The 22,334-nt window shown below is 48.5% G+C and carries 23 protein-coding genes and 1 pseudogene; 19 read left to right on the top strand and 5 right to left on the bottom strand.

The features are described from left to right. Positions 1–32 precede the first annotated feature (32 nt). Genes OHJ21_RS17035 through OHJ21_RS17025 form a run of 3 tightly spaced genes read left to right on the top strand, consistent with a single transcriptional unit; the run spans position 33 to position 2,644 of the window. Positions 33–1,571: an extracellular solute-binding protein gene (locus OHJ21_RS17035; protein WP_326114519.1), complete on the top strand. Its 1,539-nt coding sequence runs from the start codon at positions 33–35 to the stop codon at positions 1,569–1,571. Between the two features lie 49 nt (positions 1,572–1,620). Beyond that, positions 1,621–2,463, top strand: a complete 843-nt coding sequence (locus OHJ21_RS17030) for a GDSL-type esterase/lipase family protein (protein ID WP_486020640.1) — start codon at positions 1,621–1,623, stop codon at positions 2,461–2,463. Positions 2,464–2,476: 13 nt separating this feature from the next. After that, positions 2,477–2,644, top strand: a complete 168-nt coding sequence (locus OHJ21_RS17025; RefSeq protein ID WP_486020639.1) for a hypothetical protein — start codon at positions 2,477–2,479, stop codon at positions 2,642–2,644. Positions 2,645–2,809: 165 nt separating this feature from the next. Here OHJ21_RS17025 and OHJ21_RS17020 read toward each other — a convergent pair. After that, positions 2,810–2,947 (bottom strand): annotated as a pseudogene (locus OHJ21_RS17020) (hydroxylamine reductase); the annotation flags it as partial. A 294-nt stretch (positions 2,948–3,241) separates the two neighbouring features. Between OHJ21_RS17020 and OHJ21_RS17015 the strand changes: the two are divergent. Genes OHJ21_RS17015 through OHJ21_RS17005 form a run of 3 tightly spaced genes read left to right on the top strand, consistent with a single transcriptional unit; the run spans position 3,242 to position 5,805 of the window. Then, positions 3,242–4,504, top strand: coding sequence for a M20/M25/M40 family metallo-hydrolase (locus tag OHJ21_RS17015; RefSeq protein ID WP_486020637.1), 1,263 nt, complete (start codon positions 3,242–3,244; stop codon positions 4,502–4,504). 24 nt (positions 4,505–4,528) lie between these two features. Then, entirely contained in the window at positions 4,529–5,326 is a 798-nt protein-coding gene (locus tag OHJ21_RS17010) for a DUF3100 domain-containing protein (RefSeq protein WP_100538754.1), read from the top strand. Further along, a complete protein-coding gene (locus tag OHJ21_RS17005; protein ID WP_394054295.1) occupies positions 5,323–5,805 on the top strand; it encodes a hypothetical protein in 483 nt (160 codons plus the stop codon). The genes OHJ21_RS17010 and OHJ21_RS17005 overlap by 4 nt, the downstream gene beginning before the upstream one ends. A gap of 179 nt (positions 5,806–5,984) precedes the next feature. On the opposite strand, the gene OHJ21_RS17000 is transcribed toward OHJ21_RS17005, so the two are convergent. Beyond that, on the bottom strand, positions 5,985–6,416 hold the full coding sequence (locus tag OHJ21_RS17000; protein ID WP_100538752.1) for an N-acetyltransferase: 432 nt from the start codon (positions 6,414–6,416) through the stop codon (positions 5,985–5,987). Between the two features lie 169 nt (positions 6,417–6,585). Between OHJ21_RS17000 and OHJ21_RS16995 the strand changes: the two genes are divergently transcribed. From OHJ21_RS16995 to OHJ21_RS16960, 8 genes are all read left to right on the top strand, one after another. After that, positions 6,586–6,744 carry a hypothetical protein gene (locus tag OHJ21_RS16995; RefSeq protein WP_165789681.1) on the top strand — a complete coding sequence of 53 codons (159 nt, stop codon included), beginning with the start codon at positions 6,586–6,588 and terminating at the stop codon, positions 6,742–6,744. After that, positions 6,707–7,456: an ATP-binding cassette domain-containing protein gene (locus OHJ21_RS16990; protein ID WP_486020636.1), complete on the top strand. Its 750-nt coding sequence runs from the start codon at positions 6,707–6,709 to the stop codon at positions 7,454–7,456. Before OHJ21_RS16995 ends, OHJ21_RS16990 begins: the two co-directional genes overlap by 38 nt. Then, complete coding sequence (locus tag OHJ21_RS16985; RefSeq protein ID WP_486020635.1) at positions 7,453–8,676, top strand: hypothetical protein; 1,224 nt, start codon at positions 7,453–7,455, stop codon at positions 8,674–8,676. Before OHJ21_RS16990 ends, OHJ21_RS16985 begins: the two co-directional genes overlap by 4 nt. Next, a complete protein-coding gene (locus tag OHJ21_RS16980) occupies positions 8,669–9,049 on the top strand; it encodes a DUF2178 domain-containing protein (protein ID WP_486020634.1) in 381 nt (126 codons plus the stop codon). The genes OHJ21_RS16985 and OHJ21_RS16980 overlap by 8 nt, the downstream gene beginning before the upstream one ends. A 10-nt stretch (positions 9,050–9,059) precedes the next feature. After that, positions 9,060–9,260 carry a helix-turn-helix transcriptional regulator gene (locus OHJ21_RS16975; protein ID WP_326119285.1) on the top strand — a complete coding sequence of 67 codons (201 nt, stop codon included), beginning with the start codon at positions 9,060–9,062 and terminating at the stop codon, positions 9,258–9,260. Positions 9,261–9,447: 187 nt separating this feature from the next. Further along, a complete protein-coding gene (locus OHJ21_RS16970; protein ID WP_486020633.1) occupies positions 9,448–10,656 on the top strand; it encodes an outer membrane protein assembly factor BamB family protein in 1,209 nt (402 codons plus the stop codon). Between the two features lie 348 nt (positions 10,657–11,004). Next, positions 11,005–11,679, top strand: coding sequence for a response regulator transcription factor (locus tag OHJ21_RS16965; RefSeq protein WP_326119283.1), 675 nt, complete (start codon positions 11,005–11,007; stop codon positions 11,677–11,679). Continuing rightward, positions 11,676–13,043, top strand: a complete 1,368-nt coding sequence (locus OHJ21_RS16960; protein WP_100538745.1) for a sensor histidine kinase — start codon at positions 11,676–11,678, stop codon at positions 13,041–13,043. Before OHJ21_RS16965 ends, OHJ21_RS16960 begins: the two co-directional genes overlap by 4 nt. 226 nt (positions 13,044–13,269) lie before the next feature. Here the strand turns inward: OHJ21_RS16960 and OHJ21_RS16955 are convergent, their stop codons facing one another. The 3 genes from OHJ21_RS16955 to OHJ21_RS16945 all read right to left on the bottom strand — a co-directional run bounded on the left by OHJ21_RS16955 (position 13,270) and on the right by OHJ21_RS16945 (position 15,622). Beyond that, a complete protein-coding gene (locus OHJ21_RS16955) occupies positions 13,270–14,091 on the bottom strand; it encodes an NmrA family NAD(P)-binding protein (RefSeq protein ID WP_394054299.1) in 822 nt (273 codons plus the stop codon). A gap of 59 nt (positions 14,092–14,150) precedes the next feature. Beyond that, on the bottom strand, positions 14,151–14,606 hold the full coding sequence (locus OHJ21_RS16950) for a MarR family winged helix-turn-helix transcriptional regulator (protein ID WP_326114534.1): 456 nt from the start codon (positions 14,604–14,606) through the stop codon (positions 14,151–14,153). A gap of 140 nt (positions 14,607–14,746) precedes the next feature. Continuing rightward, positions 14,747–15,622, bottom strand: coding sequence for a helix-turn-helix domain-containing protein (locus tag OHJ21_RS16945; RefSeq protein ID WP_486020632.1), 876 nt, complete (start codon positions 15,620–15,622; stop codon positions 14,747–14,749). Between the two features lie 139 nt (positions 15,623–15,761). Here OHJ21_RS16945 and OHJ21_RS16940 point away from each other — a divergent pair, with 139 nt between their 5' ends. The 5 genes from OHJ21_RS16940 (at position 15,762) to OHJ21_RS16920 (ending at position 22,182) form a co-directional block, all read left to right on the top strand. Continuing rightward, positions 15,762–16,622, top strand: a complete 861-nt coding sequence (locus OHJ21_RS16940) for an amidohydrolase family protein (protein WP_486020631.1) — start codon at positions 15,762–15,764, stop codon at positions 16,620–16,622. Further along, positions 16,609–17,553 (top strand): aldo/keto reductase, encoded by a 945-nt coding sequence (locus OHJ21_RS16935; protein ID WP_486020630.1) that lies wholly within the window; start codon positions 16,609–16,611, stop codon positions 17,551–17,553. The genes OHJ21_RS16940 and OHJ21_RS16935 overlap by 14 nt, the downstream gene beginning before the upstream one ends. A gap of 16 nt (positions 17,554–17,569) precedes the next feature. Next, positions 17,570–18,583: a zinc-binding alcohol dehydrogenase family protein gene (locus OHJ21_RS16930; protein WP_486020629.1), complete on the top strand. Its 1,014-nt coding sequence runs from the start codon at positions 17,570–17,572 to the stop codon at positions 18,581–18,583. 240 nt (positions 18,584–18,823) lie between these two features. Continuing rightward, entirely contained in the window at positions 18,824–20,395 is a 1,572-nt protein-coding gene (locus OHJ21_RS16925) for a response regulator (RefSeq protein WP_486020627.1), read from the top strand. Continuing rightward, positions 20,392–22,182 carry a cache domain-containing sensor histidine kinase gene (locus OHJ21_RS16920; protein WP_486020626.1) on the top strand — a complete coding sequence of 597 codons (1,791 nt, stop codon included), beginning with the start codon at positions 20,392–20,394 and terminating at the stop codon, positions 22,180–22,182. Before OHJ21_RS16925 ends, OHJ21_RS16920 begins: the two co-directional genes overlap by 4 nt. Positions 22,183–22,334: the final 152 nt, after the last annotated feature.

Raw genomic sequence — 22,334 nt, 5'->3', positions numbered from 1 at the left:
TATAAGTTGATTATTTGAAGGGAGTCATGTACATGGCCAAATCAAAACGCAAGTTCATGGTGACGGCGCTGCTCGGACTGGCAATCGCTTTGTCCGGGTGCTCCGGATCCGGCGGGGACGCCTCCGCGCCCAAAGATTCCGGGGAAACCAGCGATCCGTCCCTCGAGCCGGTCACTTTGGAGGTTGTCATTCCGGGGGCGAAGGAGGCGAACTTCGAGCAGGTGCTGGAAGAGGTCAACAAGAGGTTAAAAGCCGAAATCAATACACAGGTTAAATTTACATTCATCGACTTTGCCGATCTTAATCAGAAGACCAACGTTATGCTGGCTTCGGGAGAGAGTGTGGATTTGATTTTCGACGCCCCATGGCTGCATCTGGAAACAATGGCTGCGCAGGGGTATTACGAGGAATTAAGCGGGCTTCTGGACCAATACGGCTCCAACGTGAAAAAGACGAGACCGCAACAAATGTGGGACGCGAACAAAATCAACGGCAGCATCTATGGCGTTCCCTTGGGAAGCGCCTATACCCAGGAAAGGTCGGTCTTCATCCGGAAGGACTTGAGAGAGCAGCTGAATCTGCCGCCCGTGAAGACGTATGAGGATCTAAAAGCTTATCTCTATGCCGTTCGCGACAGTAACTCTGGGATCACCCCGCTCCTTGCTGGCGCGGACGACGTCACCTACAGCTGGGTCAACTGGCTGATCCGGGACGATACCAGCGTCAACATTCGCCCGACAAATTTTGCGGGAGCCAGCTTGATGCTGTATTACAAGGGCAACGATGGGAAGGTCTACAATTTCTTTGAAACCAAGGAACCTAAGATCTGGTCCAATATCCAGGATGTCCGCCAGCTGTTTGTTGATAAAATCATGTCGCAGGACGTCTTGACGAATAAAAGCGGTCCGGGAGAAATGCAGCTCCAAAACAAAGTAGCGGCCACGCCCCAAATGACCTTTGGCATTCCCAAAGCGTACAATGACCAGTTAAAGCAGGTCGTGCCGGGCGGAGAACTGGAAGCGGTTCGTCTGTTTGATCTAACCCCCGGAAAGAACTTTTCCAATTTCAAGATGGATAATTTCATCTGCATTGTAAAGACGAGCAAGCATAAAGAACGTGCGATGATGTTCCTCGATTGGGCGAACCGGCAGGAAAATTACGATCTGTTGGAGCACGGCATTGAAGATGTGAACTGGAAAACAGTCGGCGAGCACCAATATGACACGCTGAACAACGATGGCGGCATCGTCTCGTTCCAGCTTATGCTGAATCCCACGTTAGAGCGGGAGTGGGTCGGTACTGACGAAGAGACTCAAGAGTACAGACAATTCATTACGCAAGCTGACAACTTCACGAAGGACATCATGACCGGCTTCACCTTCGATCCGACGCCAGTAAAGAACGAAGTGGCCCAGTTCGCGACCATCCAAGCCAAATATTATAGTGGATTATTTAACGGGGCACTTGATCCGGATGAATACTTCGCCAAGTTCAAAACGGAAGGCGAAGCGGTGCTCACGAAAATCCAGAATGAGCTGCAGCGTCAGGTCGACGCCTTCTTGGCAAAATAAAAGTGTTGAAATTCGACTTTTTGACTTCGAGTCTGAGGGGGGAATGATGTTGGAGTTTAGCTTTACCAAATTTGCCAGGCTCATGGGGAGATTCCATCTGACCGAGAAAGAGAATCCGAAATGCGGATGGGTCAACAGCGCTGTGTTTCTTGCCTTCCGAGGTACGGCCATCTCGATGACGGCTGAGGATTCCGACGGCCAGGATTACGTTGAAATCGTAGTGGACGGTGTCGCACGTAATTGGATCAATCTGAAGAAGGGGGTTCATGAATACATAATCGAACAGGGGCTGCCGGACGGTGAACACACTTTAGAGATCCACAAGCGAACGGGGATTCTGACCGGAAGTATTGCCTTTCATCATTTTTCGCTGCCTGACGGCGGAAGCTTCCTTGCCCCGCCCGCGGCAAAACCACTCCGGCTTGAATACTTTGGGGATTCCATTACGGATGGAGCAGGGATCGGCCATCCGCATGTGCTTGCTGAAGCTCCGCATCTTGACGACGGATACATGTCCTATGTCGGGATCAGCGCCAGAATGCTGAATGCGGAATATCATACGATGGCCATTTGCGGGATTGGCGTTTGGCAGGATGCGGTAGGGTTCAAACAAGGATTGCCGGAACATTTTTTCGGGACGCTCGGCAAAGGGACGGCGCCATGGGACTTTTCCCGGTATATTCCTGATGGAATTGTCATTAATTTGGGCCAAAACGATTATTCTACGCCAATTGATGATGAGGCATATATTGCCGCTTATATTGAATTCATCCGGGTTATCCTGGAAAAGTATAACGATCCCTATATCTTTTGCTGTGTTGGAACCATGAATAACAACTATCTTGCGAGTGTGAATAAGGTGGTGACCTTATTTCAATCAAAGTGGAAATAGCAAGGTGTTTGTAGTGGATTTAGGACTGATTCATCCAGAGGTGGAAGGATGGGGCGGCCGATATCATCCCGGTTATCAGACGCATTACCGAATGGGCTGGGAGCTTGCCTCTTTTATATCCGCCAATACCGGATGGGAATTGCTTAAGCGTCCGTTAATCGCCACGGAATGCGTGTTCTAAATCGTTCATTTATCGGGAAATGCTAGAGATCCGGCTACAACAAAACTACGCACGGACACGAATGCAAAATCTCGAATATCCTCCAAACTCAAAAAGGACCGTCAGGGCAAACTCCCCTGACGGTCTTTCTTGCACGAAAGCCCTTTTACGCGAACAGGAATCTCTTATATCCTCTTCCACATTTGTAATGCCGCCGATTCCGAACTTGTGGACGAGAATTTCGGCCACGTTCGGCGAGAGGAAGGCAGGGAGCGTCGGCCCTAGGTGAATGTCTTTTACGCCGAGATACAGCAGGGCCAGCAGCTTGTGCTAGAGTCATAACTCAGTTGAAAATTTTTAACGTGTTTTGTTCACTTTTCTTACATAGAAAATAAAGTCAGAGGTTTTTAACGCTTTACAGAAAAAAAGGTGTAATTTTTTTATAATGGTAGAAAATAGGCGTTAAGCTGTTGGCTGTTTTAATCATGGCTGTGGAAAGATCGAGTTATATCAAATTCTGATTACCTTTATAGAAAAATAATATAACGTGATTTTTATTGACATATTTAAGAGAATTAAAATAACATAAGAATTATTTTCATCAAGAAGGAGGCAGCTATGAGCTTTAAAGAACAGTACGAAGAAATTGCAGGCGTTGGACGGACCATATTCGATAACCCCGAACTTGGCTACAAGGAATTTAAGACCCATCAAACCGTGACCGATTTTTTGAAGAAGGTGAATCCGGGCATCGAGCTGCAATCATTCAGTACAACCGGGCTTCGGACAACCCTCGGCAGCGGCAAGCCGCTGAATATCGCTTTTATTGCGGAATTGGACGCCGTTTACGCTCCAACGCATTGGCAATCGGATAAGGAGACGGGAGCGGCACACAATTGCGGTCATTATACGCAGGTGGCGATCGCACTGGCTTTGTACAAACATTATGTTGAATCAAAGGCGTACGAAGCCCTTGATTATAGTCTAACGTTTATTTTCATTCCTGCTGAGGAGTATTTGGATCTCGCCTATAGGGACGAGCTGCTTGCCAGCGGTAAGATCTCCTATTACGGAGGGAAACCCGAAGCGATGAAACTCGGCGTGTTCGACGATATCGACATCGGACTATGCGTACACGCCATGGGTGGTGAGTTTGCAGAGCGCACGATCGAAATCAACTGCGACCTGGCTGGATTCCTATACAAGCATTATACGTTTACCGGAAAAGCAACCCATGCGGGTTTCGATCCTTTCTCCGCCAAAAATGCCTACAGCATGTCAACCCTGTTCAATGTGGCGTTAGGGCTCAGCAGGCAGCAAATGAAGGACAGTGAGAAGGTTCGCATGAATCCGATCGTCCTGGAATCCGACATGTCGACAAACGTCATTCCCAACCGGATTACGGTGGGCAGCGATTTGCGCACCCAGTCGGTCGACTACATGAAGGAAGCGGCCTGCAAAATGGACGATGCGGCCAAGGGCAGCGCGCTGGCACTTCAAGGCGAGGTCGAGATTAAGACGCAGATGGGATATTTGCCGTTCGTTCAGGACCGGTATTTGTCCGAATTCGTGCTAGAGGCGTTCCAGGATAACGAGGAGATCTCCCGTATTTGGAACAATAACGCCATCAGCGCGGCAGGAGACATTGGCGATCTGGCCTTCATGATGCCTTGCATTCAGATCGGCTACAGTGGTTTTACGGGAACGATCCACGGCGACGATTTCAAGGATATCGATCCCGAGTTTATCTATGAAGTGTTCCCGAGATTTTTAACCCAGGTGCTGGAGCGAATGAGCGGACGTATCGATCGATCGAAGCTCTACCGTCGTACATTTGCCGAATACGAGCAGCTCCTTGCGTCGATAGTTAGCTCCAACTAAGAACAGAAAAGAGGACATCATGGCATGAAGTTAAAACTACAGTATCTCTATTTGCTTGCATTCGTGCTCATTGTAATCGCGGTTGCCGAATTTATCGGCATTCAGTCGATCCAGGTGGGCTCCGTAAAAATCAGCCTGCTCCCACTCGTATTCGCCATTTTGATCACCATGGTGCTCGGCTTGTCGATATTCCGGAAAGGCTTTATGCGGAAAATTTACAGCAAGGAGAACGTCGGTTTCTCCAGCAAGTATCTAATCTTCATTATGCTGCCGCTTATGGCGAGATACGGCGCCGACGTTGCTCCCAGAATTGAAGATATATTAAAAGTTGGCTGGGTGTTCATCATTCAGGAAATCGGCAACCTGGGTACGATTCTGCTCGGACTTCCGATCGCCATTCTGCTCGGCCTGAGAAGGGAAGCCATCGGCGCTACGCTTGGACTTGGGAGGGAAGGGGAACTTGCCTACATATCCGAGAAATATACGCTCGACTCCGACGAAGGCCGCGGGGTGCTGTCCCTCTATATTATAGGCACCCTCTTCGGCACGTTGTTCTTCAGCATTCTTGCGCCGGTCATGCTTGCTGCCGGCTTCTCGATCGAAGCGTTAGCCATGTCCTCCGGCGTCGGCTCCGCCAGTATGATGACAGGCTCTTCTTCCGCGCTAGTCGCGCATTCTCCTGAGATGACGGAGACCATTAACGGATACGCTGCTGCGAGCCAGCTGCTTACCAGCTTCCTCGGAACGTATACGATGGTATTTCTCGCGGTGCCGCTGCAGCGGTTTATGTACAAATTAATGGTCAGAGGTGAGAAGAAATGAGCACCGGTTTGAATAAATACGCAAAATACGCCCTCGTCCTGCTGCTTAGCGTTGGTCTTATCTTATTTACGGAGCAAATGAAATTCATCAAAAACGGCGAAGGTCATATTACGTTAGGGACGATAGCGGGCTTGGCCGTGCTGTGGCTTTTTTCCTTCATCGGCGTTCTGATCTCGACGCTCATGAAAAAAGCTCCGCTGAAATTCTTGCAGGACTTCCCGGTTCTCGGCTGGGTATCGATCGTTTCGCTAATCTGCTGCCTGATCTCCGATGTGTTCGTGGATGCCATTGCCAACGTCAACTTCTTGTCCATTACGACCCCGATCTTGGCGTTTGCCGGCATTTCCGTTGCCGACAGGCTGGTTGATCTTCGCAAAACATCGTGGCGCGTCGCCATCGTTGCGGTTTTCGTGTTCACGGGCACGTACGTGGGAAGTGCATTGTTATCAGAATTCGGCCTCTATTTGTCCGGTAAGTAATTGAATCTATTTACAAGCATTAAGTCTGAACCTTGCAAGCTTGCTCCTCCTTTAATGTGACCTCACCTTTATATTCGCTCTGAGACACCAAAAGGTTCAGTAAAAAAATACAGGCAGAAGGTGACCGAACCATTCCGGTCACCTTCTGCCTGTTTGAATATGTAGGCGCATGTTGCCATTTATCGTTCTTCCCAGGCCATGACGAATTCCGTCTGACCGGTATCCTCGTCGATGGTTTCTTCAACGACGGCAAAGCCGTTCCGGGAATAAAAACGAAATGCGTTCCCGTTCTCTTTATATACCTTGAGCTCGAGTTTAGGGCTGCGTTCCTTCACGAATTGAAGAAGAGCCCGGCCATATCCCTTGCCCTGATCGCCAGGGTGAACAAACAAAGCGGCCAAGGCATGCTGAACGGTCGATATAAAGCCTACCGTGGCGCCCGCTTCCTCCAGCACATAGGTATCGGCCATTGGCAAATACACGTCGCGCATGTCCTTTTGCTTGGATTCCCAGTATTCGGGGGTGATGAAATGGTGGGCCTCCTTCGAGGCGGCCAGCCAAATGTCAATGACGCTGTCCATATCCTTATCGGTCATCAATCGAATCTGCATCGTATTATTCACTCCAGTTTATTTAACTTTTGTTACGGATATACGCCACGTATTGTAAAAGCTTTCCTGCTGCATGTCAATTCACGATCCCATTTGACCCTCAAATTATAAGGTGATATATTTATCACGTAAAGTTACAAATACATCACTTTTGGAAAGGGCGTTTGCGATGAAAATCATTCTTCGATTCGCGATGGGACTGCTCTGGATCGGTATTGGCATTCAGAGACTTACTCAACAGTCGTACCCGCTGGCTTTATTATTTTTGGCAGGAGGCGTTCTATTTGTTTATGCAGGCTGGAAAGGTTGGAAAGTCGGCAAGCAATGAGGGGGAGGAGCGGCGGCATTTATTAAGCATGAAGGGATTAGCTGCTTGGTACCGTGCGGAAACAGACGCCGTCATCTCGAATCTTAATTTGGAGATTGGCCCCCATCAGATCATAGGTTTGGTGGGATTGAACGGGGCGGGTAAAAGCACGCTGCTCCATGTCCTGAGCGGCATTCACCGGCATTATTCGCTGGAGCGGCTGTTGTGGAAGAACGAGGAAACTTCGCTGACAAGCCCTGCATTTAAACGAAGCCGGTATACCGTGTTCTCGGAGGACGAGTCGTTCGAGTATTTTACATTCGAGGAATATGTAAGGCATGTGTTTCAATCCTACGGACAAGAGGTTCGTAACGAAATCTTGGACGAGCTCGTTGCAGGATTCAAATTTCAGAATTACAGGAACTCATTCTTGGGCCAATTATCGATGGGCAGCAGGAGAAAGGCCTATCTGATCACAGGATTTGCGCTGCGTCCCGAGCTGCTGCTGCTGGATGAGCCGGTCAACGGACTGGATTTCGAAAGCACGGAATTTCTGTATCGAATAATGAACGAGTACAGGAGACATGGGGCGATCTTGTTTTCTTCCCACGTTCTGGAGAGTTTATGCCTTACGTCGGACAGCATCATCATTTTGGAAGCCGGATCGATCCGTCATACCTTTTTGCAGGGCGACATGGATCCCGAGTTTATTAGAGGGGTACTGAACAAGTGATCTCGGCATTTCATGGATTCGCCAAAAAGTTCCTGGGGTCAAGCTACGACCGTTTGTGGAAGCATGCCGCAGCCCTGCTTGTTTTATATGCGGCGATGAGCAGCCTCGATATCGATTACCATGTAGCCTTGAATGTATTCATGACGGCCATCTCCGTATTTACGTTCGGCATGGTGGTGAGAACCTTATCGTCGGACGATAACCGGAGGAAGCTGAAGGGGGCGTTCATGCTTCCATTTAGGCCAAGCATGTTCAACGCAGCTTATTTTTTTGCGGTAGCATTATATACTTTGGTCACCAAGACTTCGTACATCCTCGTTTTTTACATGTCGGTATCTCAATTTACGGGTATGCATGCGCTGGCATTTCTGCTTAGCTTCCTGAATGCGGGGTTGACCGCCTTCGTGGTATTCGCTCTGCTGAACAGGGGAAAAAGGATGCCGGCCTGTTTCTGGATGCTGCTGCAAGCGGCGCTTTGCCTGCTCCATGACCCGTCCCAGCGTTTGTTGGGAATGCTGATCAGCACGACCCTTCAATGGCTCATCCTGTATCGAACGGATCCGTACCGATATTACAAGGATTTGAAGATGACGGAGCTCCATGCAGCGCCGATTCGAAACGCTTCGTTCCTCCGGTATTTAGGGCGCTACCTATTCTCCCATAAAAGCTATCTATACAATACGATCGCATTATGTTTATTTGCAGGCTTCATGGCGTTTATGCTGGAGCAGATGCAACTTGCCTCGTTCCTGCCGCTCGGATTCGCGGTCCTATCTTTCAACACGCCGATCGGCATCCTGTTGTCCAGCAATCGCGGGCTTCACCGGAAAATCCAAATGCTGCCCGGCCAATTTCAACGTATCGGAGTTGCATACGGATTGTTTATACTGGCAGTAAACTTATTCATATACACGATCTACTTAGCATGCTGGCATATGTTTCATGGATCGGTAGAAATCATGTATTATGTACTTAGCGTATTATTTGCCGCCCAATGCGCCATTTCGACCGTTTGGCTCGAATGGAAATATCCCGTACGCCATTGGCGGGTAGAGAGCGACTTATGGCACCATCCCCGTAAATATGCCGTTCCGCTCATGATGAGCCTATTGGCGGTCACGGCTATAAGCATAGAGAGCGCCGTTTATATGGTCGCTCTGTTGGTGGGGATCGAGATGGCTCTGATTTTTAACCGCAGGAGAGGAATCAGGAATGTATAAGGGACAGCGAAAGCGTTACGTACGAATTGGTAAGCACGGATGGCTGCTTGGTTTGTTGGGGTTTAACGGACTGCAGTATTTTAAGACCCATGATCCTTCGTTTTTGTTCTACTTTAGTTTTTTTAGCTTTTTCAGTTTCTATTTCCATGGGAAGCTGGCAGAAGAGATGCCGGATGAACGGTACTACATGAATGCCCAGAAAGCGAGGTCCATCACCATGTGGGTGCCGGCCGCATGTCTGTTTATGATCGGAATCGGCAGCATGTTCTCCTACGGAACAAGAGAATTCATGATCATTGTGAGCGCAGCGGGTTGGGCAGCTACGTTTCTGACGTATTCCATAACTTTTTATTATCTGGATAAATATTGTTAGGTGGATGCCCATGGAACCATTCAAATGCAATTTAAAAAAGTACAGGCAGTTAGCGGGAATGACCCAAGATGAGTTGGCGGGCAAGGTTGGGGTTCGCAGGGAAACCATCATTCGTCTCGAGGCGGGCAAATATAATCCCTCCCTAAAGCTGGCGATCGATATTTCACGGGCGGTGGGAACAGCTATTGAGGAATTGTTCATATTCGATTAAACCACGGTGATGCATTTAATGGGTTCGAGTATCCCACGAATGCGTCATTTCTTATGTCCGCTTAAAAACCAATTAGTTCTTGAAAAAACTTATTAGTCATACTACAATCATACTAACGAATAGATTCGATACTCAATTCTTATCTCAACGTCAGATCTGTATATTTAGTCATAGGAGGAATACATCCATGTATACTATTCGAAATAAAACGGTCTCTCGTCTTGTTGTAACCAGTATGGCCGTGGCGCTCCTTGCATCGCCAATCTCTTCCATTCTGTCCGGGCCCGAGCATGTCGCAGCTGCTGCGTCCGCTGTGGACAAGTCTTCCCATAACCTAAAACCGATTTGGACGAAGACGTTGGGAGATCCCAGCCGGATCGACACCCAAGCTACATTAATTAAGAATAACTTATTCTATACCGTTGGTAAGAAATATATTGCTTTTGACGCTTTGGCAGGCAAAACCCGCTGGACGTATCCCGCCGCAGCCGTCTCACAGACCGTAACGGATGGCAAATCGGTATGGTTTACGGATGCGACAGGCCGACTGATTAAGCTCAATGCTGGAACCGGTAAGCTGCAATGGAAAGTTAAAACACAATCCCAGCCAGAAAAGAAGGAAAGCTACGTGAACCACAGCTTGCATGCAGCCGGCGGTGTGATCTATGTCGGGGATGCGTATGGGTTGACGGCTTACTACGCGTCAAGCGGTAAGGTGAAGTGGAAATTGAAGGGCAGCGACCAGGGGTATAAAGTACTCCAGACGGGAAAAATCCTTGTTGTCTCCAGCATCATCCATGGCGCTTTGACCACTAGCGGGTTACAGGGGATCGATGCCCAGAACGGCAAAGTAAAATGGACACAGACCGACGGAGACCATCAAGACATTCTCTTTTCGAATGACAAATCGCTCTATACGCGTGACGTAACCGAAGGCATCGATGCCGGATTTGCGGCCAATATCGATGAAATGAATCTGAACAGCGGAAAAATAATGGCTACCCGGTCCTACATACCCGTGGATTTCGTGGAAGATCAAAGTGCATCCGATGTCGTATCCGATGGGGAATATTTCTATGTCATTGAAAAGTATGATGAAACTCAAAAGAAAGCTGTAGTCTCCCGATTCCCGACGGATAGTCGTTCCAAAGCCGAGCCGGATAAAACCTATGCATTTGAAGCGGGAGTGGCCGAATGGTCCCTCGGAGATAAAGACATCGCCTATGTAAGACTGGAAAACGGCAAGCTGTTAACGATCGATACGAATAGCGGACGTACGCTGGCTTCCGCTCAATACAAAGGCACACCATTGCCGACGCTCATCGGACAAGACGTGCTAGTCGTTCAGCATGGTGGGCAGATCAGCGGCGTCAAGAAAGCTGCTGCCTCCCAGTAACGCATGTCGAATATTAAAAATGATTCACAATTCGCTAAACTTACAACATACTTAAAGTTACTTTAAGACTAAAAGTCGACCTAAATAGGTCGACTTTTTGGTCATTCACCATTTTGGTTCGTTCATATTCCGTTCATATTGACGTCACGAGCAGTTCATCTTCCTTGATTAAACTTACTTAAGCACCACGCGGAGAGAATGAAGTTACATTGCCTGAGAACGGCAGCTAGGTATTCGCTGGTGAGGCCGGTTCGAGGTTCAATTTGAAACCAAACTCCATACCCTTGTATATATAATAGTACAATAGTTATTACATTATAGGATTGAAATTAAGGAAAGAGGGAAGCAATGCCTACTATACTGGTTGCTGACGACGATGCGAACATTCGCGAACTCGTCTGTTTATTTCTTCGCAACGACGGATTCACAACAGTCGAAGCCGCTGACGGCAAGGAAGCGCTTAGCGTCTATGGCTCAACACCCGTTGATCTTGTCGTGCTTGATATTATGATGCCGATGATGGATGGTTGGACGTTATGCAAGGAGCTTCGAAAAGCCAATCCGGATTTGCCGCTGCTTATGCTAACGGCAAGAGGCGAAACATGGGAGAAAGTAAAGGGTTTCGAACTTGGGACGGACGATTATTTAACGAAACCGTTCGATCCGTTGGAGTTGACGGTTCGCGTTAAGGCATTGCTGAAACGATACCGGATGGGCTCCACGCAGACGATCCAGTTCGGTAACGTCATTCTTGACAGGCAGACCTATAAGGTGATTAGAGGGACGGAGTCGCTCACGCTGCCGCTCAAAGAGTTCGAATTGCTGTATAAGCTGGCTGGAACACCCGGACAAGTCTATACGCGCGAGCAGCTGATCGATCAGATTTGGGGAATCGATTACGCAGGAGATGATCGAACGGTTGATGTACATATTAAACGTCTTCGCGAAAGGTTTGCGACGACACCTGATTTTCGGATCGAAACGGTGCGCGGGCTAGGGTACAGGCTTGAGGTCTACGAATGATCAGATCCTTATATATTCGAGTAGTCCTGACATTTCTAGTGTCCGTTATTGGGGGCACGATCCTATCATTTTTTATGTCTACTTGGATGTTCAAAGAAGAGTTGAACGAGAACGCGCAAATCAACTTACGCAACTTCGGTCAAGACGTCGTCCGGATTTACAAAACTCTTCCGTTACGCGAAGCGGACCTGTTCGTCAGTGAAATGAAGCAGCTCGATTCCTATTATATTCGCATTTACGAAGCAACGGGTCAGTTCCAGTCTTACGGTAAACTTAACGGACATCAACCTGCTGCAGTAACGATGGAAAAACTAAAGAAAGTAATAGAAGGAGGCGTTGTGCAAGACACGCCGAATGGTATTGCTACGGTTCTTTTAGGGTTGCCGTTGAAAACGGAAATGGGAACGAAAGCGATGTTTTTGGAAATGCTCGCCCCCCCATCTACCTCTTTTGTTGTCAAGTGGGGATTGATCTTTGCAACCAGTTCATTGATTACAGGAAGCTTATTGATTCTCGTTGCCTCCATATACTTGGTAAGGCCAATCAAAAAGCTGACCCAAGCGACCAGGCGTATTGCAGCTGGAGATTTCAGCGTCAAGCTGAATATTAAGCAAACAAGTGAACTGGGTACGCTGGCTCGCAGCTTTGAAGACATGATGCACGATCTGCAGCAGCTGGAGCAGCTGCGCAGGGAATTCGTAACGAACGTGTCGCACGAGGTACAATCACCGCTCACCTCGATATCCGGTTATGCTCAAGCACTGAAGCAAGTAGACCTCTCAGAACACGAGCGAAGTCGTTATCTGGATATTATCATCGCTGAAGCGAAACGGATGTCCAAAATGAGCGATAGCCTGCTTAAGCTGAGTTTGCTTGAATCCCAGTCACAGCAGCTGGGGCTCATCACGCTCAGCCTGGATGAACAGATCAGGCGGGTCATTGTGGCGCTCCAGCCGCAATGGACCGCCCGCAGCATTCATTTTGAGCTTGATTTACAGACCGTTAAAGTAACGGCTGATCATGATCAATTAAACCAGGTATGGACGAACATCATTGGCAACAGCATCAAATTTTCTGAGGATGGCGGCGTGATCAACGTCAGCATCAAACAAGATACTAAAAACGTGACAGTCCGAATATCCGACACGGGCATAGGTATTTCTCTTGAGGATCAGAAGCGTATATTCGAGCGTTTCTTTAAAACTGATCGTTCTCACAGTCGTAAATATGAGGGCAGCGGCATGGGGCTTGCCATTGTGAAACAGATCGTGTCGCTTCATCAAGGCGATATCCGAGTGGAAAGCGAACTTGGTCAAGGAACGACGTTCATTGTCACCTTGCCAATCATGACGCCAATGGATTAGTCAGATTCATGGGGCAGCGATCCGCAAAAAAATACGATGATGACGGTAAGTGAACACAGATCGTACCGAATCAAAGGATGCGATTTTTTCAAAGGTACGATGAACAGGGGAATCGCGAAGTGAACCATATTTTGCACAGACCATAGAGCCTGTGCTTTTTTTGTCCCATGTACTAGAGTACATTTTGCACAAATCGGGCTCCATGAATTGAACATGTAAACGTTAGTTAGATCTGACTTGCCCCGATATAAGATCGGAGGCTTTCTATCAGGGGTGTTACCGGGCGGCCCAATAAATGCTCCAGATCGCCAGAAGTGGAAGCCGTATCGATTTTTCTTAAAAAGCTAAATATCCAATGCTGCACCTCGTTGGTGGGACATAGGGATATCGGTTTGCCCGTTAGCTCTGAAAGAGTGGAGACCACATTGTCGAAACTCCAAACGGCTGGCGCAACAAGCTCATAAGTCTTATTCGAATGGCCCTCAACGGATAGTACCCCCGCTATGGCGACCGCCAGATCGGAACGTGTAACCGCGTTGAACTGCCACGATCCGGGATGTACGCGAAGATTGCCTGTCGATATGGCCGCATGTAAATCCAGCGCTTCAATAAAGTCCATATACAAACCACTGCGAAGAAAAGTATAAGGAATTCCGGTTGTGCGAATGGCATGCTCGGTAGCCAAGTGCAAATGGGTCATTGAAATGTCGCTATGTTCAGGAAAGGCGAAGCCGGTGTATAAAATATGGCCGACGTTCGCTTTTTTTGCGGCTTCAATCACATGGGCATGCTGCCGCAAACGAACGGTGTCATCGGGGTGGGGGCTGGAAATGAACAACAGGCGCGAAGCGCCGGCGAATGCCTCCTTCAGGGAGGCGGGTTCATCGTAGTTGCAGAATCGGACCGCAATTCCCTGCTCCTCCAATGATGCCGCAGACTCCATCTGGCGAACGCAAGCAACAATTTGATCGGGCTGAACATGGTGAAGAAGCTCTTTGATAATGAAACGGCCGAGCCGTCCACTGGCTCCTGTAATGACGATAGACATCGAATGTCATCCTTTCCTTATCGGATTAAGTGCTTAACTAAATCGGCGTAAAAATATCGTTACGCTTCCTTTAATTTTTGGAGAAGGCCCAGGAGCTGATTTAATTCAGGTTCAGTGAGCACGTTCATTTTTTCGGATATCCGCTGCCTGTTCGCGGGCAGGTTGTGGATCAATAGACGCTGACCTTCGCTTGTAATGGTGATGACCGACTTTCGACCGTCCCGGGGATGGGGTTCCCGGCGAATCAAGCCTTCATGTTCCAAGGGGGTAAGCAGCAGACTGATATTGGGCTTGGTTACACCGATTTTTTGGGCCAACTTGGAAGGAAGCATCGTTCCTCCCTCTTTCATAAGCTCAACCAAAATCCGTATTCTGGCTCCGTTCAGCCCTTGCGATTTCCAATAGCTTTCGGATACGTCGACCAGCTTTGCCGTTGTCTCCACCAGGGTGAAAAAAGCAAGGGTGGGCAGCGGCAAATCCAGCACGTATTGCTGCAGGTCGTCCAAAGTGATCATGCCTCCCATATAGTTAAGTCCTTAACTATATTTAATGTAATTCTAGAGGAAGCTATTGTCAACGGACGAAATTCTTGAATCCGTTCGTTCCAGGTAAAGCAATAAGCACTTGCATGATCGCAAGTGCTTGTTGGCGTGCTTTAACGATGCGAGACAGCCTGCTTCCTGTACGCTCCGGGGGTCAAGCCCGTCAATTTTTTGAAATTGCGATGAAAGTGCGTTAGCGTGGCGTATCCGCAGATTTCAGCGATATGCCCGACAGACTCCTCATGATTTCGCAGGAGCTCTTTGGCCCGGGCGATCCGTTTTGCCTGGATGTAACCCGTCAGATGCAAACCGGTGTACTTCTTGAACATGCGGGAAAAATGGGCGGGGTCTACCGCTGCATTGGCCGACAGAGCAGCTAGTCCAATAGGCTGGTCCAGATGTTCGTGAATCCATTGGATGGAATCCATCAGCCAGGCGGGGCCAATCTGGGAGTGGGCCGTTTGTTCTGCGGACAGGGTACTGATATAGCGATTGATATGCAGCAGTAAGGAGCGCAGCTGAAGTACAAGCGCCTCACGGAATCCCAGCTGGGCAAGTCGGATCTCTTCCGAGATCCCTTTCAGGATGTCCTCGATATAGGTTTGGTTCGACTTGGGCAATTCATAACGATAGGACCCTGTTTTTTGAGCATATTCAAAGCAGCTGAGGATAGAGTATTGCAAATCGCTTCCATTCGCACCGAGGACAAGCGAAGGCGCAAAGAATAAAGCACTCGAAACAATCGGCTGGTCCGGGTCAGGGAAAGAGCTGTGAATCGTGTTTCCAGGTATGATGAAAAGGTCGCCTTCTTTCTTCTCCATCAGCTTGTTTTCAATAAGGAAAGTACCTTTTCCCTGGTACACATAAACCAATTCGTAAAGATCATGCAAATGATGGGGCAGCTCCAATTGGGGGCTTTTCTTAGTCCGATGAACCAATTCCATCGGAAACAGGGGATCCCCTTGAAATGGTTTACGCAGGGGAGTCATGACCACCACTCCTTATCCTCTAATAAGAACAACCATATCAAAATAAGTTATAAAAATGCAATCCTGAGCTATTTTTGTACACAGATTTTGAACGTACAATAAAGATAGCGAACATGACACCTGAAAGGCAGGGATGTTTATGAGATTGGATGCCCACCAGCATTATTGGCTGATTGAGCGAGGGGATTATGAATGGATCACGCCGGAGGTTCCGGAGCTTTATCGAAACTTCCTGCCCTCCGATCTTAAGCCGCATTTGGATTCGCACCAATTGGACGGCAGTATAACGGTTCAGGCGGCACCGACTGTGGAAGAGACGGACTATCTGTTATCGTTGGCGGATCGCGATTCTTCCATTGTCGGAGTGGTAGGATGGATCGATCTGTTCGATCCGGAGCACCGCCGGCATTATGAGCGATTTCGGCAACACCCGAAATTTATCGGCTTTCGCATCATGATTCAGGATATGCCGGATGCCAATGTGATCCTGGAGCCTTCATTCGTCCAAGCATTGAACGAATATGTCAAGGATGATGTTCCGATCGATCTTCTTGTTCGGAGTCATCAGCTTGAGCCGCTGCTGAAGTTAATCCAACAGGTCCCCGGCATCCGCGGAGTCATCGATCATCTGGGCAAGCCGCCGATCCGAAGCGGACAGATCGAACCCTGGGAGAGCTTCATGAAACAAATCGCCCGTTTTCCGCGCATCTACTGCAAGCTCTCCGGTATGGTGACCGAGGCGGAGCATCGCCGGTGGAGCCAGGAAGATTTTAATGCGTATGTACATAAAGTGACGGCGATGTTCGGTCCTGATCGGGTCATGTTCGGCAGCGATTGGCCTGTGTGCCTGCTATCGGCTGAATATGACCAAGTGGTTGACGTACTGGCAGAAGCGCTGCCGAAGCCATGGGGGGAACGGGAACATGCGCGATTGTTCGGTCTGAATGCCAAGGCGTTCTATAAGTTGGAAAAGGATGGTGTTCATCATGAAATACCGTAAGTTAGGCCGAACCGGTCTGGATGTTTCCGTATTAGGCTTCGGAGCTTCTTCGCTAGGCTCCGTCTTTCGGGAAACCGACGACAACGAGGGAATCCGTACCGTGCACGCAGCCATGGAGGCGGGCATCAATTTGATCGATGTATCCCCTTATTACGGATTGACGAAGGCGGAAACCGTGCTTGGCAAAGCTATTCAGCAGGTACCGAGGGATAAGTTCATCCTATCAACGAAAGCAGGCCGTTATGGCGAGAATGATTTTGATTTCACGTCCAGGCGGATTATCGACAGCATGGATGAGAGCTTGAAGCGACTCCAAACCGATTACGTGGACATTCTCTTTTTGCATGATATTGAGTTCGCTCCAGCATCCGTTGTGATGGAGGAGGCCCTTCCTGCACTCCAGCTCTTAAAAGAAAAAGGGAAAATCCGGTTTGGAGGGATTTGCGGTTTGCCTCTGCAGCTGTTTGAAAAACTGCTGCCCCAAGTCGAAGTGGATGCCATCATTTCTTACTGCCATTATTCTTTGAACGATCAGACGCTTACCGGTTTGCTGCCGCTGCTTGACGAAGAGGGAATTGGGCTCATCAATGCATCTCCCTTATCTATGGGCCTTCTCGGTCCCAGAGGAGCGCCGTCCTGGCATCCGGCTTCAACGGAAATCAAGGAAGCCTGCAGACGTGCGGCTGAGTATTGTGCTAAAGCTGGAACGGATATTGCGAAGCTAGCCGTGCAATTCTCAACCTCGAATGAACAGATCCCGACGACGCTGGTCAGTACGGCCAATCCCGACAATATAAAACGTAATGCTGCTTGGACGGAGGAGCCGCTGGATCAAACCCTCTTAGCCGAAGTATTGAAGATATTGGAGCCCGTACAAGGGCGGACCTGGACAAGTGGACGTCCGGAATACAATGAAGGCATCGGATTATGAAGAGGAGGCTGCTGGGATGAAGGGAATCGTATGTCAAGGGATCGGGGAATTTCAATACCGCGAGGATTTGCCCGAGCCTCCATTGCTCGAAGGAGAAGCCATCGTCCGCATCAAGCGGATCGGGATTTGCGGCACGGATCTGCATGCCTATCGTGGTAATCAGCCTTTTTTTACGTACCCGCGTATTCTCGGCCACGAGCTATCCGGTATCATTGAAAAAGTCGGAGCTAACGAAGAGGGATTGAAGCCTGGAGACACCGTCTGCGTCATTCCTTACATTCACTGTGGGGAATGTTTGCCTTGCCTTAGAGGCAAGACAAACTGTTGTAGATCGTTGAAGGTGATGGGTGTGCATATCGATGGCGGCATGCGCGAGCGCATCTCCGTTCCGATTCGCCATTTGATGCGGACGGAAGGGCTCACCTTGGATCAGGCTGCCTTGATAGAACCGCTTGCTATCGGGGCTCATGGCGTTAAACGGGCGAACGTGACCCGCAAGGATACGGTTTTAGTCATCGGAGCCGGTCCGATCGGACTCGGGATCATGGTTTTTGCCAAAGCGTTGGGGGCTACCGTTATGGCCATGGATATGAACGCTGATCGGTTAGCCTTCTGCAAAGCCTGGGCAAAGGTAGATCATACCATCCAGGCGGGAGAAGAACCGTCCGTTCTTTCGGCTTTAACGAATGGTGAATTTCCCTCCATCGTTTTGGACGCAACGGGAAACCAACAATCCATGAACAATGCTTTTCATAGGGTCGCACACGGGGGGACCCTGGTGTATGTCGGTTTGATCCAAGGAGACATTACATTTCAGGATCCCGAATTCCATAAACGGGAATTGACGCTGATGGGCAGCCGTAACGCGACCAGGGATGATTTCCATGATGTGATGAAGCGGATCTCGGAAGGCGGCATTGATGTAAATCCGTACATAACCCATCGATGCCGTTTTGACGATTTAATCCAAGAATTTCAGGGCTGGCTCCGTCCTTCCGCCAAGGTGATTAAGGCGATGGTGGAACTTTGAACCATCTATTTCTTAATTGTATCTTGCAGTGTATGATAACAGTATGTCTTCATTCTTTCCGCGCAGGTTCTCTTCCATTAACGGATGAGGATTTTGCCATATTCAGCAAATCGTAAACGGTTACATTAGAAATCACGGCGGGTATGAAAGGGATATGCCCTGGTAATCTCAGGGCTTTTTTTTAATGGTATTCATACGAGTATGAATGCGAAAGGTAACAAAGCTGCAAGGGGGACAGGTATGAAACCCATATTCAAGATCATGATCGTGGATGACGAAATGCTTGTCAGGCAGGGAATTAAGCATCTGCTCAATTGGGAACAGGAGGGGTACCAAATCGTCGGTGAGGCTTCTAACGGTTCTGAAGCACTGAGTTTGATGGATGAGGTGAATCCTCACGTCATTCTTACCGATATCGTAATGCCTGTCATGGGCGGGGAGAAACTGGTCAAGCTCGTTAAGGAAAGGTATCCTCACATTGAAATCATCGTGCTCAGCAGTTTCAGTGAGTACGATTACGTCCGGTCTACTTTTCAGAGTGGTGTAGCGGACTATATCCTGAAGCCGAAGTTGGAAGCCAATTATCTGTTATCCATCCTCAATAAGACGACGGCCAAAATGGTCGCCATGAAGCCGGAGGATGATCCAAGCGCGGATCGAGAGGAAGGGCAGGTCTTGCAAGCCATTGAGAAACTTATGACCGGATATGAGACTGCGCTGGAGCCTGTGGTGTTGGATTCGAAATTCCCTTATGGACAGTATTTGTTCTTTGGGGCGGATATGAAACATATGAAAGATTCCGGTGACAAATGGAGTTTCGGAAACGAACTGGAACGAGGACTCCAGAAGCTTGCTTTGTCCGAGATCGTGTATATGCGGTTGAAGTTTATCAACGATACGGCGCTTTTTCTGCTCAATGTAAGTCCTGAACGCTGGGACGAGCTTGTTATTGAACTCCGGCATCTCATCTCCCAAATGGCACATTTTTCGAAAGAGACGCATTTCGTGATCAGCCGAAGCTTCACAGAATTTAAGAGTCTTGGTGAGATTTATCATGACAATTATTTAAAACTCATGCGATATGGCTTTTTCCTGGAGGATCGGACTTTGATTGAACATGAACATTTGCCGGCCCTTCCGGATGCGTATCTCGAATATGACATGGGTGAATTCATGGAGCAGTTGAAACGTAGGCAGTACCAGAAGGCCTTCACCGGTTTTTTGGAATACGTTCACCTGCGTTCGATGGATTATCGTACGGATATTTTCGAATTTAAATCATTTCTGGGGAATTTCATATTTAACGTAACAACCACGTTTGGAAAAATGAAGGTGGAGACTGGGAGCCTGGAGAATGCCAAATACGATTATTTCCGAAAAATAGACGAAGCCAGGTATGCCGGAGAAGCCATCGCCGTTGTTGAAACTTTTATTCAGGAAGCTGAACGCGCGATAGGCGAGACGAATACATCGGTGAATCCCAATATGACCCGGCTGCTCGAATATATACAGGACCATTACGCAGATCCCATCACGCTCACGGGGGTGGCCAGGCAATTTCACTTCAACGCTTCTTATCTGTCGAGTTATTTCGCTGCGTATAACGGAGAAGGTTTCAGTGAGTACCTCAATAAAATTCGGTTGGAAAAAGCCATGGAGCTGCTCATGACAACGGAACACACGATTTCCGATATCAGCGCAAGCGTGGGATATTCGGATCAGAGTTATTTCACCAAGGTGTTCAAGAAGCAGACCGGCATCTCCCCGAGCCAGTTTCGGAGACAAGACATGCGGGAGATACGGGAATCATGATCGCAAATGCTATAAACAAGCTTAGAAAACAGGGCCTATTCCTTAAGCTGTTTCTTGTGACCCTCATCAGCATCGTTACCGTATCACTCCTGACGCTGTCCATTACCATCAGCATGTCGGAAAAATTATTTCTGCAGACCTTCAGCATCACGAACGGCAAGCTGTTAAACCAGATGAAGTCAAACCTGGAGTCCTATAATAACGCTATAGCAACCGGTGCCACCATGATCGCCCAGAATGCGGCAATCCGCAGCTATTTATCAGGCGGAGAGACGGAGGCTGTGGCGCTTGCGATGAAAACGTACCAGATGACAGAGGGCATGAAGTCGATTCAGTCCAACTTTAGCGCCTATGACGTTGGCATCATGATCGTTGGAGCGAATGGCAGAAGTTATTCTACCGATCCTTGGTATTGGTCTGTCTCAGCCGAGGAATTGAAGGATCACCCGATTACAAAATCAACCATGGCTCATCCTGCGCAAATCTTATATCAGCTCTATCGCGGCGAGGATCATAGCGCAGACGCACAGGAGCCCATGCTCGTTGCTTCCAAAGCTCTCTTTGATCAGTCGACCGGCAAAATTTACGGCACTCTGTACGTGATCATTCGCGACCGGAATTTTAAACCCTTCTATGCGAATTTTACAAGCGAAGGCAATGACGTCGTGCTGTTGAACGAGGAAGGGGTCATTGTATCCAGCAACAGGACCGAATTGATCGGGATGTCGGATGAGGGACTGCTTCAAGAGGTCGTAACGGATCAGGGCGAGGGAGAGGACAATCAATCTGCCTATGTGATGGGGAACGAACGAATTGTGTTCTCGGAATACCTGCCGGAATTTGAATTTTATTTGGTCAATATGATCGACAAGAAAGCCGTGACCGGACAGATGGTGAATGCCAAAGCCGTCACCTTGACCATCATGGCCATCGTTGCGATATCACTTATCATTGTTTTTCTGATCACCCGGCGGATGACGCAGTCACTCCGTGTCCTCGTTGGACAAATGTCGAGCATTCCGACGAGCGGATTCGATCATCATGTCGATGTTGCAAACAGCAGTTATGAAGTCAAGGAACTGGGAACGGCGTATAATTATATGCTCGATGCGCTGCATGATTATGTGGATCGATTGATGGAAACCCAGAAGCAGCAGCGAAATGCGGAGCTGGCGGCGCTTCAAATGCAGATCAATCCGCATTTTTTGTACAATACGCTGGCTTCGATCAAATTTCTGGTGCAGCAGGGCAATAAGGAAAAAGCTGCGGGTACGATTAACGCGCTCATATCGCTCCTGCAAAATACGGTCAGCGATATTCATTCCACCATACCTGTCCGGCAGGAGCTGGAGACGCTGAAGCATTATGTATACATCAATCATGTGCGTTACGGAGAGAAAATCCGCGTTCATTACTTTGTGGAGCCGGATAGCCTGGATTATCATATGCCGAAGCTCATTCTTCAGCCTTTTATTGAGAACGCATTCTTCCATGGGTTCAACATCAAGGGAGAGGGAAGGATTCTAATCATGATTGCCGTCCAGGAGGATCAGCTTGTATGTGAAGTTGCAGATGACGGGGACGGAATGAATCTGGAACACAACCCGTCGGAAGAAGACCCGCTGCCTGCGCCGATGAGTAAACGCCAACTGTTCTCCGGCATCGGGATACGCAATGTGGATGACCGAATTAAATTGATGTACGGCGAGAAATACGGGGTCAGCATTATAAGCAAACGCAGTGAAGGAACAAAAATCATCATTACGCTTCCATTGACCCAAAGCTAAAGATATTACAAGAACCTAAAAATAGTACCAGAGCCGGTATGAAAGCGAAAACAGGATCCAATAATAGCACCAAAGCTGACAAAGATAGTGCCAATGAAAACGAATACAAAATGATAAGATGGAGGCGTAGTAGAGAAAACGCTTCCATCTTT

The organism is Virgibacillus sp. LDC1 (assembly GCF_025792345.1).
GTDB classification, from domain to species: Bacteria; Bacillota; Bacilli; order Paenibacillales; family Paenibacillaceae; genus Paenibacillus_AQ; species Paenibacillus_AQ lautus.
This window is presented reverse-complemented; position numbering and strand designations above follow the sequence as displayed.

What these genes read in the sequence shown, in the direction of transcription:
- OHJ21_RS16990 (WP_486020636.1), top strand. Translation starts at nt 6,707, where the DNA reads ATGCAGGCTGGAAAGGTTGGAAAGTCGGCAAGCAATGAGGGGGAGGAG.
- OHJ21_RS16975 (WP_326119285.1), top strand. Translation starts at nt 9,060, where the DNA reads ATGGAACCATTCAAATGCAATTTAAAAAAGTACAGGCAGTTAGCGGGA.
- OHJ21_RS16930 (WP_486020629.1), top strand. Translation starts at nt 17,570, where the DNA reads ATGAAGGGAATCGTATGTCAAGGGATCGGGGAATTTCAATACCGCGAG.
- OHJ21_RS16970 (WP_486020633.1), top strand. Translation starts at nt 9,448, where the DNA reads ATGTATACTATTCGAAATAAAACGGTCTCTCGTCTTGTTGTAACCAGT.
- OHJ21_RS16965 (WP_326119283.1), top strand. Translation starts at nt 11,005, where the DNA reads ATGCCTACTATACTGGTTGCTGACGACGATGCGAACATTCGCGAACTC.
- OHJ21_RS16940 (WP_486020631.1), top strand. Translation starts at nt 15,762, where the DNA reads ATGAGATTGGATGCCCACCAGCATTATTGGCTGATTGAGCGAGGGGAT.
- OHJ21_RS17010 (WP_100538754.1), top strand. Translation starts at nt 4,529, where the DNA reads ATGAAGTTAAAACTACAGTATCTCTATTTGCTTGCATTCGTGCTCATT.
- OHJ21_RS16920 (WP_486020626.1), top strand. Translation starts at nt 20,392, where the DNA reads ATGATCGCAAATGCTATAAACAAGCTTAGAAAACAGGGCCTATTCCTT.
- OHJ21_RS17035 (WP_326114519.1), top strand. Translation starts at nt 33, where the DNA reads ATGGCCAAATCAAAACGCAAGTTCATGGTGACGGCGCTGCTCGGACTG.
- OHJ21_RS16995 (WP_165789681.1), top strand. Translation starts at nt 6,586, where the DNA reads ATGAAAATCATTCTTCGATTCGCGATGGGACTGCTCTGGATCGGTATT.
- OHJ21_RS16980 (WP_486020634.1), top strand. Translation starts at nt 8,669, where the DNA reads ATGTATAAGGGACAGCGAAAGCGTTACGTACGAATTGGTAAGCACGGA.
- OHJ21_RS16925 (WP_486020627.1), top strand. Translation starts at nt 18,824, where the DNA reads ATGAAACCCATATTCAAGATCATGATCGTGGATGACGAAATGCTTGTC.
- OHJ21_RS16945 (WP_486020632.1), bottom strand. Translation starts at nt 15,622, where the DNA reads ATGACTCCCCTGCGTAAACCATTTCAAGGGGATCCCCTGTTTCCGATG.
- OHJ21_RS16955 (WP_394054299.1), bottom strand. Translation starts at nt 14,091, where the DNA reads ATGTCTATCGTCATTACAGGAGCCAGTGGACGGCTCGGCCGTTTCATT.
- OHJ21_RS16935 (WP_486020630.1), top strand. Translation starts at nt 16,609, where the DNA reads ATGAAATACCGTAAGTTAGGCCGAACCGGTCTGGATGTTTCCGTATTA.
- OHJ21_RS17000 (WP_100538752.1), bottom strand. Translation starts at nt 6,416, where the DNA reads ATGCAGATTCGATTGATGACCGATAAGGATATGGACAGCGTCATTGAC.
- OHJ21_RS17015 (WP_486020637.1), top strand. Translation starts at nt 3,242, where the DNA reads ATGAGCTTTAAAGAACAGTACGAAGAAATTGCAGGCGTTGGACGGACC.
- OHJ21_RS16950 (WP_326114534.1), bottom strand. Translation starts at nt 14,606, where the DNA reads ATGATCACTTTGGACGACCTGCAGCAATACGTGCTGGATTTGCCGCTG.
- OHJ21_RS17005 (WP_394054295.1), top strand. Translation starts at nt 5,323, where the DNA reads ATGAGCACCGGTTTGAATAAATACGCAAAATACGCCCTCGTCCTGCTG.
- OHJ21_RS16960 (WP_100538745.1), top strand. Translation starts at nt 11,676, where the DNA reads ATGATCAGATCCTTATATATTCGAGTAGTCCTGACATTTCTAGTGTCC.